General features: G+C 58.0%; 12 protein-coding genes. 4 read left to right on the forward strand and 8 right to left on the reverse strand.

Translation table 11 applies throughout. The features are described 5' to 3' along the window. Positions 1 to 25: 25 nt before the first annotated feature. The 7 genes from rsmG to rpmH form a co-directional block, all read right to left on the reverse strand. Positions 26 to 670, reverse strand: coding sequence for a 16S rRNA (guanine(527)-N(7))-methyltransferase RsmG (rsmG, locus tag M0G74_RS12300; protein WP_248217403.1), 645 nt, complete (start codon positions 668 to 670; stop codon positions 26 to 28). Positions 671 to 674: 4 nt separating this feature from the next. Next, positions 675 to 2,564: a tRNA uridine-5-carboxymethylaminomethyl(34) synthesis enzyme MnmG gene (gene mnmG / locus M0G74_RS12305; RefSeq protein WP_248217404.1), complete on the reverse strand. Its 1,890-nt coding sequence runs from the start codon at positions 2,562 to 2,564 to the stop codon at positions 675 to 677. A 709-nt stretch (positions 2,565 to 3,273) separates the two neighbouring features. After that, positions 3,274 to 4,659: a tRNA uridine-5-carboxymethylaminomethyl(34) synthesis GTPase MnmE gene (mnmE, locus tag M0G74_RS12310; protein ID WP_248217411.1), complete on the reverse strand. Its 1,386-nt coding sequence runs from the start codon at positions 4,657 to 4,659 to the stop codon at positions 3,274 to 3,276. 255 nt (positions 4,660 to 4,914) lie between these two features. Next, the gene (yidC, locus tag M0G74_RS12315) at positions 4,915 to 6,588 is read right to left on the reverse strand and encodes a membrane protein insertase YidC (protein ID WP_248217412.1); all 1,674 of its coding nucleotides are present in this window, start codon (positions 6,586 to 6,588) and stop codon (positions 4,915 to 4,917) included. Positions 6,589 to 6,616: 28 nt separating this feature from the next. Then, positions 6,617 to 6,865 carry a membrane protein insertion efficiency factor YidD gene (gene yidD / locus M0G74_RS12320; protein WP_160151872.1) on the reverse strand — a complete coding sequence of 83 codons (249 nt, stop codon included), beginning with the start codon at positions 6,863 to 6,865 and terminating at the stop codon, positions 6,617 to 6,619. Further along, positions 6,862 to 7,362 carry a ribonuclease P protein component gene (rnpA, locus tag M0G74_RS12325; RefSeq protein ID WP_282450159.1) on the reverse strand — a complete coding sequence of 167 codons (501 nt, stop codon included), beginning with the start codon at positions 7,360 to 7,362 and terminating at the stop codon, positions 6,862 to 6,864. The genes yidD and rnpA overlap by 4 nt, the downstream gene beginning before the upstream one ends. 44 nt (positions 7,363 to 7,406) lie before the next feature. Beyond that, the gene (gene rpmH / locus M0G74_RS12330) at positions 7,407 to 7,541 is read right to left on the reverse strand and encodes a 50S ribosomal protein L34 (RefSeq protein WP_160151870.1); all 135 of its coding nucleotides are present in this window, start codon (positions 7,539 to 7,541) and stop codon (positions 7,407 to 7,409) included. A gap of 601 nt (positions 7,542 to 8,142) precedes the next feature. Between rpmH and dnaA the strand changes: the two genes are divergently transcribed. From dnaA to gyrB, 4 genes are all read left to right on the forward strand, one after another. Further along, positions 8,143 to 9,864, forward strand: coding sequence for a chromosomal replication initiator protein DnaA (gene dnaA, locus M0G74_RS12335; protein WP_248217414.1), 1,722 nt, complete (start codon positions 8,143 to 8,145; stop codon positions 9,862 to 9,864). A gap of 92 nt (positions 9,865 to 9,956) precedes the next feature. Continuing rightward, positions 9,957 to 11,066, forward strand: a complete 1,110-nt coding sequence (gene dnaN / locus M0G74_RS12340; RefSeq protein ID WP_248217416.1) for a DNA polymerase III subunit beta — start codon at positions 9,957 to 9,959, stop codon at positions 11,064 to 11,066. 159 nt (positions 11,067 to 11,225) lie between these two features. Further along, complete coding sequence (gene recF / locus M0G74_RS12345; protein WP_248217418.1) at positions 11,226 to 12,344, forward strand: DNA replication/repair protein RecF; 1,119 nt, start codon at positions 11,226 to 11,228, stop codon at positions 12,342 to 12,344. Between the two features lie 127 nt (positions 12,345 to 12,471). Next, positions 12,472 to 14,892: a DNA topoisomerase (ATP-hydrolyzing) subunit B gene (gene gyrB / locus M0G74_RS12350; RefSeq protein WP_248217420.1), complete on the forward strand. Its 2,421-nt coding sequence runs from the start codon at positions 12,472 to 12,474 to the stop codon at positions 14,890 to 14,892. A gap of 136 nt (positions 14,893 to 15,028) precedes the next feature. On the opposite strand, the gene M0G74_RS12355 is transcribed toward gyrB, so the two are convergent. Further along, a complete protein-coding gene (locus M0G74_RS12355) occupies positions 15,029 to 15,505 on the reverse strand; it encodes a GNAT family N-acetyltransferase (protein ID WP_248217422.1) in 477 nt (158 codons plus the stop codon). Between the last annotated feature and the right edge of the window lie 206 nt (positions 15,506 to 15,711).

Raw genomic sequence — 15,711 nt, forward strand, 5'->3', positions numbered from 1 at the left:
TGTAAAAACGCCGACCGCTGGCCGGTCACTCCCCGCGACTGAGGACGATCAGGTGGCGGTCTGCATCGCAGCCCGGTACCGACAGGGTGTGCACCTGCTCGACCTTAATGCCTTTTGGCAATGCACTCAACTCATCTTCGGGAAGCTTGCCTTTCATCGCATAGAATCGGCCGTTCGGTGCGAGTAAATGCTCACTTCCAACCACCATATCCTGCAGCGATGCAAACGCCCGCGACACCACACCCGCATAGGGTTTTTCCGGCTGATAGGCCTCAACCCGCTGGTTGACGACGTTGATATTGCCCAGCTTGAGCTGGCTGGCCACCTGAAACTGGAAACGGGATTTTTTGCCGTTGCTGTCTAGCAGGCTGATGGGGCGCTCGGGGTGGATGATGGCCAGGGGAATCCCCGGCAGGCCACCGCCAGAACCCACATCGATCAGCGGCGACAGGTCATCGGCAGAATTTCCGCAAAGATTCACCACGCTCAGGCTATCAACAATGTGCCGCTCGAGCATTTCCGCCGGATCGCGCACCGCAGACAGGTTGTACGCGGCATTCCAGCGGGCGAAAAGGTCGAGATAGGCGAGCAGTTTGTCCTGCTGCTCGCCGGTCAGATCGAGGGCGAGCTGCTCAGCGGCCTGCAGCAGGCGAGGGCGAAACTTTTCCATCAACTCAAACCGCCTTCTTGCGGTTCAACAAGCCGCGCTTTTTCAACTGGATCAGCAGCAGGGAAACCGCCGCCGGGGTAACCCCGGGAATGCGGCCGGCGCGGGCCAGGGTATCCGGGCGCGCGTCGCTCAATTTCTGGATCACCTCGTTGGAGAGGCCGGACACCCCGGAGTAATCAAAATCCACCGGCAGCGGTGTGTCTTCATAGGCCTGCAGGCGCTCAATCTCATCGCGCTGGCGGTCGATATAGCCGGCGTACTTGGCGGAGATCTCCACCTGCTCGGCAACCTGTTCGTCCGCCACCGCTTCTCCCTTGAGGCCGGCGATGTCGGCGTAGCCGAGTTCTGGGCGCTTCAGCAGGTCTTTCAGGCTGTACTCGCGGGCCAGCGGCTGTGGCAGCTTCTGCTCTACCGCTTTTGCAGCGTCGGTGCCGGGCTGGATCCAGGTGTCATTCAGGCGTTGCTGTTCGCGGGCAATGGCTTCGCGCTTCTCGCAGAAGGCCTGCCAGCGGCGATCGTCTACCAGGCCCAGCTCGCGGCCTTTTTCGGTCAGGCGCAGGTCGGCATTGTCCTCCCGCAGCAACAGGCGGTATTCCGCACGGCTGGTAAACATGCGGTAGGGCTCTTTGGTGCCACTGGTGATCAGGTCGTCCACCAGCACGCCCAGGTAGGCCTCGTCGCGGCGCGGAGCCCAGGCGTCTTTGTCCTGGGCTTGCAATGCGGCGTTGGCGCCCGCCAGCAGCCCCTGGGCCGCCGCTTCCTCGTAGCCGGTGGTGCCGTTGATCTGGCCGGCAAAAAAGAGGCCAGCGATAAACTTGGTTTCCAGGGATGGCAGCAGGTCGCGCGGGTCGAAAAAGTCGTACTCGATCGCATAGCCCGGGCGCGTGATGTGCGCGTTTTCAAAGCCCTTGATCGAGCGCACCAGATTCATCTGCACATCAAACGGCAGGCTGGTGGAGATGCCGTTGGGGTAGAGCTCGTTGGTGGTCAGCCCCTCCGGCTCGATAAAGATCTGGTGGCTGTCCTTGTCCGCGAAACGGTGCACCTTGTCTTCAATGGACGGGCAGTAGCGCGGCCCGATTCCCTCGATCACCCCGGAGTACATGGGCGAGCGGTCGAGGCCGCCGCGGATGATGTCGTGGGTGCCGGTATTGGTGTGGGTAATCCAGCAGCACACCTGGCGCGGGTGCTGGGCGCGGGAGCCGAGATAGGACATCACCGGCAGTGGCTCATCGCCCCATTGCTCCTCCAGGCCGGAAAAGTCGACCGAGCGGGCATCGATGCGGGGCGGGGTACCGGTTTTCAGGCGCTCCACCCGAAACGGTAGTGCGCGCAGTCGCTGCGCCAGGGCGATGGATGGGGGATCGCCCGCGCGGCCACCGGCGTGGTTGTCGAGGCCGATATGAATGCGACCACCGAGGAAAGTGCCCGCGGTGATCACTACAGTCTTGCCCAGGAAGCGCAGCCCGGCATTGGTAACCACGCCAACCACCCGGTCATTTTCAACAATCAGGTCGTCCGCGGCCTGCTGGAAGATGTCCAGGTTGGGCTGGTTCTCGAGAATGTTGCGGATCGCCGCTTTGTACAGTGCACGGTCGGCCTGGGCGCGGGTGGCGCGTACCGCCGGGCCCTTGCGTGCATTCAGCACCCGGAACTGTATCCCGCCGAGGTCGGTGGCTGTGGCCATGGCGCCGCCGAGGGCGTCGACTTCCTTCACCAGGTGACTCTTGCCGATGCCGCCGATGGCCGGGTTGCAGGACATCTGCCCCAGGGTTTCGATGTTGTGGGTCAACAGCAGGGTGCGACTCCCCATGCGCGCGGCTGCCAGGCACGCCTCAGTGCCGGCATGACCGCCGCCAATGACAATGACGTCGTACTGTGTGGGGTAATCCATAAGGTTGTCGCTCTAGCGAATGTGCTGCAGGGCAGAGACTTAACGGCGTTTGCTGGCCAGTGGTTGTTCAGATAACCGCTGGATGTGAAATTTCGGCCGCACATTATAGGCACCTTGGGCTGTGCAAAAAAGCGGCACGAGGAATTTTAATTTCAGGCCAATTAACTTACTGATAAATAAAGTTATACATACCTATGTATATCGTTTTTTTATATTAGTTATAGTTATTAGTGAGCCGGAATCCGGTGGTTAAGTGATAAAAATTGTTATAAATCAATAGTTTACAGTAATGATAACCGGGTCTTAAACCCCTGCGTTCAGGCAGGGGTAAGCCCTGTACGCGGCTGTGGACGAGCGGGATAACTTTTGCCGTTTGTGCCGGGCCTTCCGGTTGTCCCACTTTTCTCCCGGTCTTTCACCCCCGTTTTTCCCTGTTTTGTCCACATCGCCTGTGGGTCAACGCCAATTACCGGCCCTTTTCAGCAGATCTGTGAATAAATCTGTGGGTTTCCGGGATAAGTATCTGTGATTGGAAAGTGGATACGGGGTCCATCTGGATAACCCTGTGGATTGCTGTGAGCAACTCCTGTGTTCTGCATGGGGGTTAGCTGTGTCCGGAGTGTGTTTGGAATCGAGCGGCCGGGAGGAGTTGTTGGCTAAAGGTGGGGATGGTGGCATTCCCGGACGCTGACCGCCCGGGAATGCGGAGTTATTTTCCGATACAGAAGCTGCCGAATATCTTGCCCAGCAGTTCATCGGCGGTAATTTCGCCGGTAATTTCCCCCAGGGCCTGCTGGGCCTGACGCAGATCCTCGGCCAACAACTCCCCGGCGCCGCTGCTGTGCAGCTGAGCGCGGCCCTCTTCGATAAAGGCTCGGGCGCGGGCAAGGGCATCCAGGTGGCGCCGCCGGGCACTGAAGCTGCCCTCGTTACTGGCGTGGTATCCCATACACTGTTTAAGGTGTTGTCTGAGCTGGTCGATGCCAGCACCCGTAGCGGCGCTAATGGCGGTAATGGGTACGCCGTCACTGTGGGCCAGAAGTCCGGGACTGTAATCGGTGAGGTCGATTTTGTTCACCACCAGGGTGAGCTTTTCCGGGTCTGGCAGTTGGCGGGTAAATTCGGGCCAGGCCTGGTCCGGATCCAGGCTGGTCAGTTCGCGGGCGTCCACCACCAGCAGCACCCGATCCGCGTGGCGGATTTCCTCCCAGGCGCGCTCGATGCCAATACGCTCTACCTGATCCGGTGCATCGCGCAGTCCTGCGGTATCGGCAATGTGCAGGGGCATGCCGTCGATATGAATGTGTTCCCGCAGTACGTCCCGGGTGGTGCCGGCAATATCGGTCACGATCGCGGTGTCTTTTCCCGCCAGGGCATTCAGCAAACTGGACTTGCCCGCGTTGGGTTTTCCGGCAATTGCCACCTGCATACCCTCGCGCATGATCGCCCCCTGGCGCGCCTGGGCCTCGACCGCGTCCAGTTGGGCGAGGAGTGCGTCTATATCGGCGCTTACCTTGCCATCGGCGAGAAAATCGATTTCTTCTTCCGGAAAATCGATCGATGCTTCGACGTAGATACGTAAATGGGTAAGTTGGACAGATAAGTCTTCGATCTTTTCGGAGAATGCGCCCTGCAGGGAGCGCAAGGCATTCTGCGCTGCCTGGGCGCTACCGGCGTCAATCAGGTCCGCAATTGCTTCTGCTTGGGCCAAATCCAGCTTGTCATTGAGAAACGCGCGCTCCGAAAACTCTCCGGGCCGCGCCTGCCGCGCGCCCATCTGCAGTAGCGCGGAAAGGAGTGTGTCGAGAATGACCGGCCCGCCGTGACCCTGCAGTTCCACCACATCTTCGCCGGTAAAAGAGTTGGGACCGGGGAAGAACAGCGCCAGCCCCTGGTCCAGTAACTGGTCTTTGTGGGTGAAGTCGCAGTAGTGGGCGAAACGCGGCTTGAAGACTTTGGAGCTCAGTTGCTCCCCGATTTGCCGCGCCTTTGGCCCTGACAGTCGGATCACACCGATACCGCCGCGACCGGGCGGGGTGGCGACGGCGGCGATGGTGTCTTTGGCGAGGCTTTCACCGGGGTTTTGCTGGGACATGTTTAGAGTTTATCCAAAAGTCAGATACAGGAAGGGCCGCTAAGTGCGGCCCTTGCATGGTTGTTGCGATTCTGTCACCACCGGGAGCTGTACTTGGCGGTTGTAGTGGCGGTGGATCACCGGGTATCTGTTTTCGAAACCGCTGTGAATACATCCCTGTACGCTGCGTGAGCGACGTCCCTGTCGCTCACGCTTTCGAAAACAGATACCCGGCACTCCACCTTCGCGTCGAATTTCGGTATGGCTGCTCGGGCTTTACTTGCTGGCCCCCGCCGCCTCCACCTGTTTGTTGATAAACCAGGTCTGGGCGATGGAGATCAGGTTGTTCGCAATCCAGTACAGAACCAGACCCGCCGGGAACCACAGGAAGAAGAAGGTCATCATAACTGGCATCAGCTGCATGATCTTGGCCTGGGTGGGATCCGTGGGCTGCGGTTGCAGCTTCTGCATCAGCCACATGGTCAGGCCCATGATGACCGGCAGAATGAAGTAGGGGTCTTTTACCGACAGATCGTGAATCCAGCCGATCCAGGGCGCGTGGCGCAGCTCGACGGTTTCCATCAGCATCCAGTAGAGACCGATAAACACCGGCATCTGCAGCAGGATCGGCAGACAGCCTCCCACCGGGTTGATCTTCTCCCGGCGGTACAGCTTCATGGTCTCTTCCGCCAGTTTCTGGCGGTTGTCCTTGTACTGCTCCTGCAGCTTTTTCATCTGCGGCGCAAATTTGCGCATGCGCGCCATGGAGCGCAGGCCGGCGGCAGAGAGCGGGAACAGCAGTGCCTTGATGAACACGGTCAGCAGGATGATCGACCAGCCCCAGTTGTCCACGATGTGGTCGTGAATCCAGTTCAGGACCCGGAACATGGGTTTCGCCAGCCACCACAACCAACCGTAATCCACGGTCAGATCCAGGTAGGGCGAAGTTTTCTCCAGAGTGAAAACGTCTTTCGGACCAACATAAAAGAGTGCGTCGACAGTGCCTTGCTGGCCGGGCTCAATACGCTGCTGCGGGCTGGTAAAGCCCATGCTGTAAAGTCCGTTGCCGATCGGTTGCAGGTTAAAGGTATTTCGCTCTTCCTGGTTGGGAATCCAGGCACTCAGGAAGTAGTGCTGCACCATGGCTACCCAACCGCCCTGAATGGTTTCGGTGGTCGGCTTTTTGGCGATGTCTTCAAAATCCTGCTTGAAGTAGTTTTCTTCGCTGGTATGCAGAGCCGCACCAAGGAAGGGGGATACGCCGATGCCCACGTCCACCGGTGGCTCCAGGCTGTCGCGTACTATCTCGCCACAGATGCCGGCGAGCAGCGGCTTGCTGCGGCCGTTGTCGACCAGGTAGGAGACTTTTACCAGGTAGTCGCCGCGGGTAAAGGTGAAGCGCTTGGTAAAACCGATACCGCCTTGCTGCTGCTTGAGGTCGACGGTCAGGGTGTCCTTGCCTTCCTGCAGGGCGTATTCACTGGCGTCGCTGGTGAATAGCGGGCGTCCGGCAGAGCAATTGCCCTTTCCGCCCACCAGGCCGCTTTTGGCGACATAGGTGTGGCTGCGGGTCTGGTTGAGCAGGATCAGCGGGCGATCCGGTGTATTCAGCTTCTCGTAAAACTTGCGCAGGGCGACCTTGACGATATCACCGCCGTTGGGGTCGATCAGCAGGGTCAGGGTGTCGGTGTTTACCGTGATCAGCTGTGGCTGGCTGCTGCTGGCGCCAACTTCCGGAATGGCTCCTTCTTCGGGCAGCTCGCTGCTGCCGGCATTGCCTGGTTGTGCCTGGCTGCTGGGCAGGGTTTCGGTGTCACTGGCCTGGTGGTGGACCACGGTTTTCTGATCCAGGGTGGGGGCATGCTCTTCTTTGAAAGCATTCCACTGGTATATCAGTGCCAGGAGGACTGCGGCGATGCCGCCGACCAGCGTGTAGCGTTGCCAATCCATTATGTCGATAGCCTTTTTGCGGCGGCGGTCAGTCGGCCGCCGGAGGTTTATTGGTGGGTTGCGGGCCGGGAGGGACGTGATCCAGGCCGCCTGGATGCCAAGGGTGGCATTTTATAAGGCGGCGCACCGTTAAATAACCCCCTTTGCAGAATCCGTGGGTTTTTAATGCTTCTTCAGCATAACGGGAGCAGGTGGGGTAGAAGCGGCACTGATTGCCGACCCAGGGGCTGGCAATCAGGCGGTACAGGTGAATCAGCCGGATAGCCAACCAGGTCACTGCTGGTCCCCGCTCGTCGAAGTGTTCGGCGGCTGGGCTTGGGCGCTGGTCCTGGACTTGCCGCCGCGCCTTGGCTTGCGCCCCTGATTCGCCCGGGGTTTGTTGTTCTGGCCGTTATCCGGTTGCGGATTACGGGCCCGTTGATCCAGTTTGCGCCAAAGCTTGTTGAACACCTTGGCCAGTGCGGCACTGTCGAGCTCACCAGCGCCGGAACGTGCGAGTACTACGGCGTCCAGTGCAAAAAGCTGGTGCTGTTGCAGGCGAAAGGTTTCGCGGGCAATGCGCTTGATCAGATTGCGGTCGCAGGCGTTGCGAACGTGTTTTTTGGCGATGACCAGACCGAGTCTCGGGTGGCCGAGATCGTTGGGGCGGGCGAGGATCAGGAATTGAGGCTGTGCCGCGCGGACCGGGGCACTATCAAATACGGCGCGATACTGCGCCGCATTGAGCAGCCGCAGCGGCTTGGCGAATGCGAAGTCGCTGCGTGGGCACTGCATAGTGATTCAGAGCGTTGTAAAAGGTTGCTCGCTAAGCGGCAAACTTATGCGCACAGAACCTTGCGGCCTTTGGCACGACGACGGGCGAGTACCTTGCGTCCGCCTTTGGTGGCCATGCGAGCACGGAAACCGTGGGTACGCTTACGCTTCAAGTTGCTGGGCTGAAATGTACGTTTCATGGTGTTACTACCTGGAGTTATGTCCCGGAGTTATGTCCTGGAAGTTTACGAATCTGGGCCGCTTGCGGCTCTAGCCCGTAAATGCGGCACGCCTCTCCGGAATCCCTGGGGAAAGCCTTGGAGGCACTCCTTCGAAGCGGGCTATGCGCAGCGAAGGCGGCGGATTGTATAGAAACAAACCAATCAAATCAACGGAAATGGCCGATTAAGCGCAGAGAAATGCCTGCGCTGTTCCCGCGGACATTGCCCCTTCTATATATAAGGGGTGGTCGGTGGTATCGGGCGTCAAACAGATGGGACAGGCGTAAGCCCTTGTATTGCTTCGGGTATTCCTTGCGGTGCACCGGTTTACCCCAAGGTATCCACAAATGGCTGTGGATAACTTTTGCGAGGCTGGATCACTGGTCGCACGAAAATTATTCAAGTGTTTGATATTACAGGGCTTTCCCAGCGGGCGTGATCGGTAAAAGTCGTATTATTTGTGGATAACCCGGGGTGCAACCGATATACTGTCGGCCTTCTTTGAGGTGCTGCCCGGCGTTTTGGGATATGCCTGTTTTTTTGGCTTTTTCGCACCTCGATCCGTCTTTTAGGGGGTTCCTTGTCTGATTCCGTTTGGAAGCAGTGTGCTGCCTGTTTGCAGGATGAACTGTCACCGCAGCAGTTCAATACCTGGATTCGGCCACTGCGCGTCAGTGACGACAGTTCCGAGGGGGAGCTGCGCTTGGTGGCGCCAAATCGTTTTATCATCAATTGGGTAAGCGATAAGTTTCTCGATCGTATTCGCGAACTGGCGCAACAGTTTTCCGGTCGCTCTCTGCTGGTCGAAGTGGTAGCGATGGATCGTCGCACCTCGCGTTTCCGCCGTAACCTTTCCGGTATGGGCGCTGGACCAGAAGGGCATTACGACTCCCGTGTCTCTGCCCGTCAAGGCAACGATTATGGTAGCTCGCCCTCCGCGGGCAGTTTTTCTGCACCGGCACCCTCGCAGAGTGCTCCGGTACCCAGTTATCAATCCAGCTTTCAATACGGGGCTCCGCAAGCGCAGGGTAATGCCGGCGGTTACAGTGATAGCGGGGTGGGGCGGTCCATGTCGAGTGGGCGAGGTGGATCCGTATCGCCGCTCTCGTCACCTGTTTCTTCCGAAGTACACAACAATCTCGCGGCGGAAGAGGCCGGTGTCGATTCGTTGACCGCGGCCGAGCGGCTGCCGGCGGATCTGCATTCCGGTAGCCAGGTGATTGCCGCGCCGGTCAATAATGCCGGCCAGCGCAAGGTGGAAGTTGAGGGGGCGATCAAGCACGGCAGCTCTCTGAACCGCGGTTTTACCTTTGCTTCGTTTGTGGAAGGTAAGTCGAACCAACTGGGCCTGGCGGCGGCGCAGCAGATCGCCGATAACCCCGGTGGTGCCTATAACCCGCTGTTTATTTACGGCGGTGTGGGCCTGGGCAAGACCCACTTGATGCACGCTGTGGGTAATGCGCTGGTCGACCGCAACCCCAATGCCAAAGTGGTTTACCTGCATTCCGAGCGCTTTGTGGCGGATATGGTGAAGGCGCTTCAGCTCAATGCAATCAGCGATTTCAAGCGCTATTACCGTTCGGTGGATGCGCTGCTGATCGATGACATTCAGTTTTTTGCCGGCAAGGAGCGTTCCCAGGAGGAGTTCTTCCACACCTTCAACGCCTTGTTGGAGGGCGGGCAGCAGATCATTCTTACCTGTGATCGCTACCCCAAAGAGATTGATGGCCTCGAAGAGCGCCTCAAGTCCCGCTTCGGCTGGGGTTTGACGGTGGCGGTCGAGCCACCAGAGCTGGAAACCCGTGTAGCTATCCTGATGAAGAAGGCCGAGCAGGTCGGGGTAGACCTGCCTCACGACTCCGCGTTCTTTATTGCCCAGCGTATTCGCTCCAATGTGCGGGAGCTCGAGGGGGCGCTGCGCCGGGTGATCGCCAACGCCCAGTTCACCGGTCGCGCCATTGACGATATTCTGGTGCGCGAGGCGCTGAAAGACCTGTTGGCCCTACAGGACCGATTGGTCAGTGTGGACAACATCCAGCGCGTAGTGGCGGAGTATTACAAGATAAAAGTGGCCGATCTGTTATCCAAGCGGCGCAGTCGGTCTGTGGCGCGCCCACGGCAAGTGGCGATGTCTCTTGCAAAAGAGTTGACCAACCACAGCCTGCCGGAGATCGGTGATGCTTTCGGCGGCCGGGATCATACGACCGTGTTGCACGCCTGCCGCAAAATTAAGGAACTGCAGGAGTCCGACGGGGATATTCGTGAAGATGTGCGGCTGTTGACGCGCTCCCTGACAACCTGACGTTTATTGACGGATGAACTTGCCGGTGTAGCCATGGTTTTGAGTGGCTCACCGTTGAAAACAACGACTAGACCAATATCAAGGCAATAATTATGAAATTTAGCGTAAGCCGTGATGCCCTTTTGAAGCCGCTGCAACTGGTCGCTGGTGTGGTGGAAAAGCGCCAGACCCTGCCGGTGCTGGCCAATGTTCTCCTGCAGCTGCAAGGACAGGAGCTTTCGCTCACCGGTACCGACCTGGAGGTGGAGATCGTCGGCCGCCTGCAGCTGGACCAGCCGGCAGAAATGGAAGGCGAGGTCACGGTTCCGGCGCGCAAATTGCTGGATATCTGTCGCTCTTTGCCGGACGGTGCCGAGCTGAAGTTCGAGCGCGATGGTGAGCGCCTGGTTTTGCGCAGTGGTCGCAGCCGTTTCCAGCTTTCCACACTGCCAGCCAGCGATTTCCCGAACCAGGAAGAGACGACCGCACAAAGCCGTTTCAGCATCTCCCAGCGCGAGATCCGCCGCCTGATTGAGGCTACCGGTTTTGCCATGGCGCAGCAGGACGTACGCTATTACCTGAATGGTTTGCTGCTGGAGTGTCGCCCGCAGCAGTTGCGTGCGGTCGCTACTGACGGCCACCGCCTGGCGCTTTGCGATCGCGACGCGCCCGGGTTGAATGTTGAGTCCCCCATTCAGGCAATCGTGCCGCGCAAAGGGGTTCTGGAGCTGGCGCGCCTGCTGGAAGACAGCGATACCCCTGCAGAAGTGGTGCTGGGTAATAACCATATTCGGGTAAACAGCGGTCCATTCACCTTCACCTCCAAGCTGGTCGACGGTAAGTTCCCGGATTACGAGCGTGTTCTGCCCCGCGGCACTGGCAATGAGGTATTTGCGGATCGTCTGGCTTTGCGTCAGGCGTTCCAGCGTGCAGCGATCCTTTCCAATGAAAAATACCGCGGTGTGCGTTTGCAGTTGTCCGAAGGGCTGCTGCAGATAGTGGCAAACAACCCGGAGCAGGAAGAGGCTGAAGAGCAGTTGATGGTGGATTACCACGGCGATGCGCTGGAGATCGGCTTTAACGTGGGTTACCTGCTGGATGTCACGGCAGCGATTCACAGCGATCAGATTCGTATCGGTCTTGGTGATGCCAACAGCAGTGCGCTGCTGCAGCAGCCGGAACAGGGCGATGCGGTTTACGTCATCATGCCCATGCGCCTTTGATGTTCCTGTTCGGTTGGTGCTTCTGATTTTGATCTTTTTCAGTATCCAGCACGACAGCGCAAGTACACGAAAAACCGTCGCCCCCAAGGGGTGGCGGTTTTTTGCTATTGGTTGCGGTACTTTGTGTCGCATTTTTCCGGCGGCTCCGAGGTGTTCTTCATGGCATTGAGTCGTTTGCTGTTGAATAACTTTCGCAATATTGCCTCGGCAGATTTGGATCTGGCACCTGCGGTCAATCTGTTTTGCGGGGTAAACGGTAGTGGTAAAACCTCGTTGCTGGAAGCGGTACATATGCTGGGTACCGGCCGGTCTTTCCGATCGCGCCAGAGCCAGACAATGATTTCCTACGAGCTCGACAGCCTTTCGGTATTCGGGCGACTGATGGATGGCCTGTCCCTTGGTATTGAAAAGCGCAGGGATGGCCAGGGGCGAATCCGGATCAATCGGGAGCCTGCAGAATCCAGTTCTCAGCTTGCGGCCTGCTTACCCCTTCAGGTCATCAATAGTGACAGTTTCGCCGCGCTTGATGGTGGCCCGGGTGTTCGTCGTCAGTTGCTGGACTGGACAGTGTTCCACGTGGAACATTCATTTTCGGCGCACTGGAAAGCGTATCAAACGGCGTTGAAGCAGCGCAATGCACTGCTTCGTCGTGGTAAAATCGACTCTAATTTACTGGCTCCTTGGGACCAGCAGTTGGTCGCTAGTGGTGAATTGGTCGACGAGCATCGCCGAGAGGTCTTTACGAGACTGCAGCAACTTTTTAGGAGGCGGCTCGAAGATTTACCACCATCGGTATTCGGGTCTCTGGAATTGAAGTACCGCAGTGGCTGGAAAAAGGGGCTTCGTCTTGCGGATTCACTTTCCGAATCTTTGGAAGGTGACCTGAACCAGGGTTTTACCCGGGTGGGGCCGCACAGGGCCGATTTGCGATTCACCATTCACGGGCAACCGGCACACGACGTGCTTTCCCGGGGCCAGCAAAAAATGGCGGTCTGTGCATTGAGAACCGCCATGGCCGCGGTGATTGATGCTGACAGGAACCAGAGACCGGTGTTTTTGGTGGACGACCTGCCGTCGGAACTGGATGACGAGAATCAGCTGTTATTTGCCCGCTGGGTAAGTGATTGTGCCAGTCAGGTGTTGGTTACTGGTATCGATACTGCAGTGACTGCCGAGCCCTGGAGAAAACTGCCGCTCCCCTGGTCTCACCCCAGAATGTTCCACGTGGAACATGGGAGTGTTTCCCGCTGGCCAGAGCAGCAGAGCGACCAACAGTAACAAGTTACAGAATTGATCGGTTGAGGGCAGGGTGAGTAAGGTCTGGCCCGCTAGCAGTAAACAAAACAACCGCCGAATATTGAGATGAAGAAGGCCAGGCAAACGCCGGCGTTAATGGAGCAACAGAATGTCGCAAGAGAATAACTACGATTCCAGTAGCATCAAGGTACTCAAGGGCCTGGATGCGGTGCGCAAGCGCCCAGGAATGTATATTGGCGATACCGACGATGGCACCGGCCTGCACCACATGGTGTTCGAAGTAGTGGATAACTCCATTGACGAGGCGCTCGCTGGTCACTGCGACGAAATTAGAGTCACTATCCACCCAGATGAATCCGTCAGTGTTTCCGATAATGGCCGCGGTATTCCCACCGAAATGCACTCGGAAGAGGGGGTTTCTGCCGCGGAAGTGATTATGACCGTACTGCACGCTGGCGGTAAGTTTGATGACAACACCTACAAGGTATCCGGTGGTCTCCACGGTGTGGGTGTCTCGGTCGTAAACGCCCTGTCAGCAGAGCTGAAACTGACCATTCGTCGCGGTGGCAAAATTCATGAGCAGGTATACCGCCACGGTGTACCTGACGCGCCCCTGGCTGTCATTGGTGATACTGACAGCACCGGTACCGCGGTCCATTTCAAACCCTCTGCAGACACCTTCTCCAACATCGAATTTCACTTCGAACAGCTGGCCAAGCGCCTGCGTGAGCTGTCCTTCCTGAATTCCGGCGTGCGTATCGTGCTGAAGGACGAGCGCAGCGGTAAAGAGGAAGTCTACGAGTATGAGGGTGGCCTACGAGCTTTCGTCGAGTTCCTGAACCAGAACAAGACCCCCATTAACAAGGTGCTGCACTTCCAGAACCAGCGCGAAGACGGTATTGCCGTAGAGGTGGCGCTGCAGTGGAACGACTCCTTCCAGGAGAATATCTACTGCTACACCAACAATATCCCCCAGCGGGATGGCGGTACCCACCTGGCGGGCTTCCGTGCCGCCCTGACCCGGGGGCTCAACAACTACATTGAAAAAGAGGGCGTGGGCAAGAAAGACAAGGTCGCCACTACCGGTGACGATGCCCGTGAAGGCCTGACCGCGATCATTTCGGTCAAGGTTCCGGACCCGAAGTTCTCATCCCAGACCAAAGACAAGCTGGTTTCCTCGGAAGTGAAACCGGCGGTCGAGCAGGAAATGGGGTTGTCATTTAACGACTACCTGCTGGAAAACCCCCAGGAAGCCAAGGCGGTTGTCGGCAAAATGATCGATGCCGCACGCGCCCGGGAAGCGGCGCGCAAGGCGCGCGAAATGACCCGCCGTAAAGGCGCGCTGGATATCGCCGGTCTGCCCGGCAAGCTGGCGGACTGCCAGCAGAAAGATCCCGCGCTCTCCGAACTCTACCTGGTGGAGGGTGACTCCGCCGGTGGCTCTGCCAAGCAGGGGCGGGACAGACGTACCCAGGCGATCCTGCCATTGAAAGGTAAGATCCTGAATGTCGAGAAGGCCCGTTTCGACAAGATGCTGTCCAGTGCTGAAGTGGGTACCCTGATTACCGCCCTCGGCTGTGGCATCGGCAAGAGCGAATTCAACCCGGACAAGCTCCGTTACCACTCCATCATCATCATGACGGATGCGGACGTGGACGGTGCGCACATCCGGACTCTGCTACTGACCTTCTTCTTCCGTCAGATGCCGGAGCTGATCGAGCGCGGCCATATTTTTATTGCCCAGCCGCCGCTGTACAAAATCGGCAAGGGCAAACAGGAGCAATACCTCAAAGACGAGGCCGCCCTGACCCAGTTCCTCACCAATGCGGCACTGGAAAGCGCCACCCTGTTTGTAAACCCGGAAGCGCCGGGCCTGTCCGGTACCGCACTGGAATCCCTGGTAAAAGAGTATCGCTCGGTCATGGCCACCATTGACCGCCTGTCGCGTCTCTACCCGCAGGAAGTCCTACAGCGCATGGTTTACCTGCCGACGGTCAAAACCGAAGACCTGCAATCTCAGGCCGCCATGGAGCAATGGGCAGAACAGATGCAGGAGCAGCTGGAGCAGGAAGGGGAAGGCGGTGGTCGTCGCCACCAGGTTTCTGCGGTCCTCGACAGTGAGCGCAACCTGTATCTGCCCAAGGTCGATATCGTCGCCCACGGTGTCAGCAGCAGCTATACCGTGAGTCACGAGTTCTTTGACTCCGCCGAGTACCGCGCCATCTGCGGCCTGGGTGAGAAGATGCAGGGGCTGCTGGAAGAGGGCGCCTTTATCCAGCGCGGTGAAAAACAACAGCCGGTCTACAACTTCCCGGAAGCATTGACCTGGCTGATGAATGAGAGTCGTCGCGGCTATAGTATCCAGCGCTATAAGGGGCTGGGTGAGATGAACCCGGAGCAGCTGTGGGATACCACCATGAACCCGGAGAGCCGCCGTATGCTGCAGGTAACCGTGGAGGATGCCATCGCTGCAGACCAGATCTTCACCACTCTGATGGGCGACCAGGTAGAACCCCGTCGCGAGTTTATTGAAAGCAATGCACTGGCGGTGGAGAACCTGGACGTTTAAGTCTGCTGTCTCCGCCCCGGCACCAGATGCTGCAAAGCCCGATCCGCATAAGCCGATCGGGCTTTTTTATGCCGGGCACGTTCATTCACATCACTTAACCGGGTTAGCGAAAGGCCAGGCCAGCGAGCAAGTAGCCTCAGGCCACCCGGCAATTCATCTGGATCTCGTCCTGGTTTGCGGCTTTGTTATACGAACGTCCTGTTTCTGAAAAGCCGTGCTGTTGCAGGAAATAGCGACCGTGCAGGTTCTCTTCGAGTACACGGGCCTCCAGCTGGATGCGGCCGAATTTTGCCTGCGCCATCAACTCACTACCTACACCACGCCGCTGCTCGCCAGGGGAAACAAAGATGGTTTCCACCCGCAGATTGTCGCTGATGGTCACCAGTCCCTCGGCAATGTCACTTCCCGGGCGCGTGTAGACCCAGTGGCTGCTGCCGCCGGTGCATTCCGAACTAGCAGTGCGGCTGCGGCACTTGGCGGAGAGTTCACGCCTGAGTGCCCGGGCCTGTGCCATCCAGAACCTCACCGGCAAACTCGGGTGGTTGCTACAGGCCAGGTGCAGCCAAAGCTGTGACAGGCGTTCGACATCGGATTCCTGAAGCGGTCTCAGCATAGCCCCTCCGTTTTGGTGCAGAGTTAGCGCCAAATTTTAATCTGCCACTTCGTTGCTCCCAATTAGTGGTCTTGTCTTCAGAGGTTAGTTGGCACGCCAGTCTGTAAAAAAGTGGAAAGCAGACCCTGACAATTATGTTATAAAAAAATATAATCGTTCTCATTAATAAACACGATGATGAGACGCCAGACTAATAACAGCTCTTA

Origin of the sequence: Microbulbifer sp. CAU 1566 (genome assembly GCF_023156515.1) — a bacterium.
GTDB lineage: Bacteria > Pseudomonadota > Gammaproteobacteria > Pseudomonadales > Cellvibrionaceae > Microbulbifer.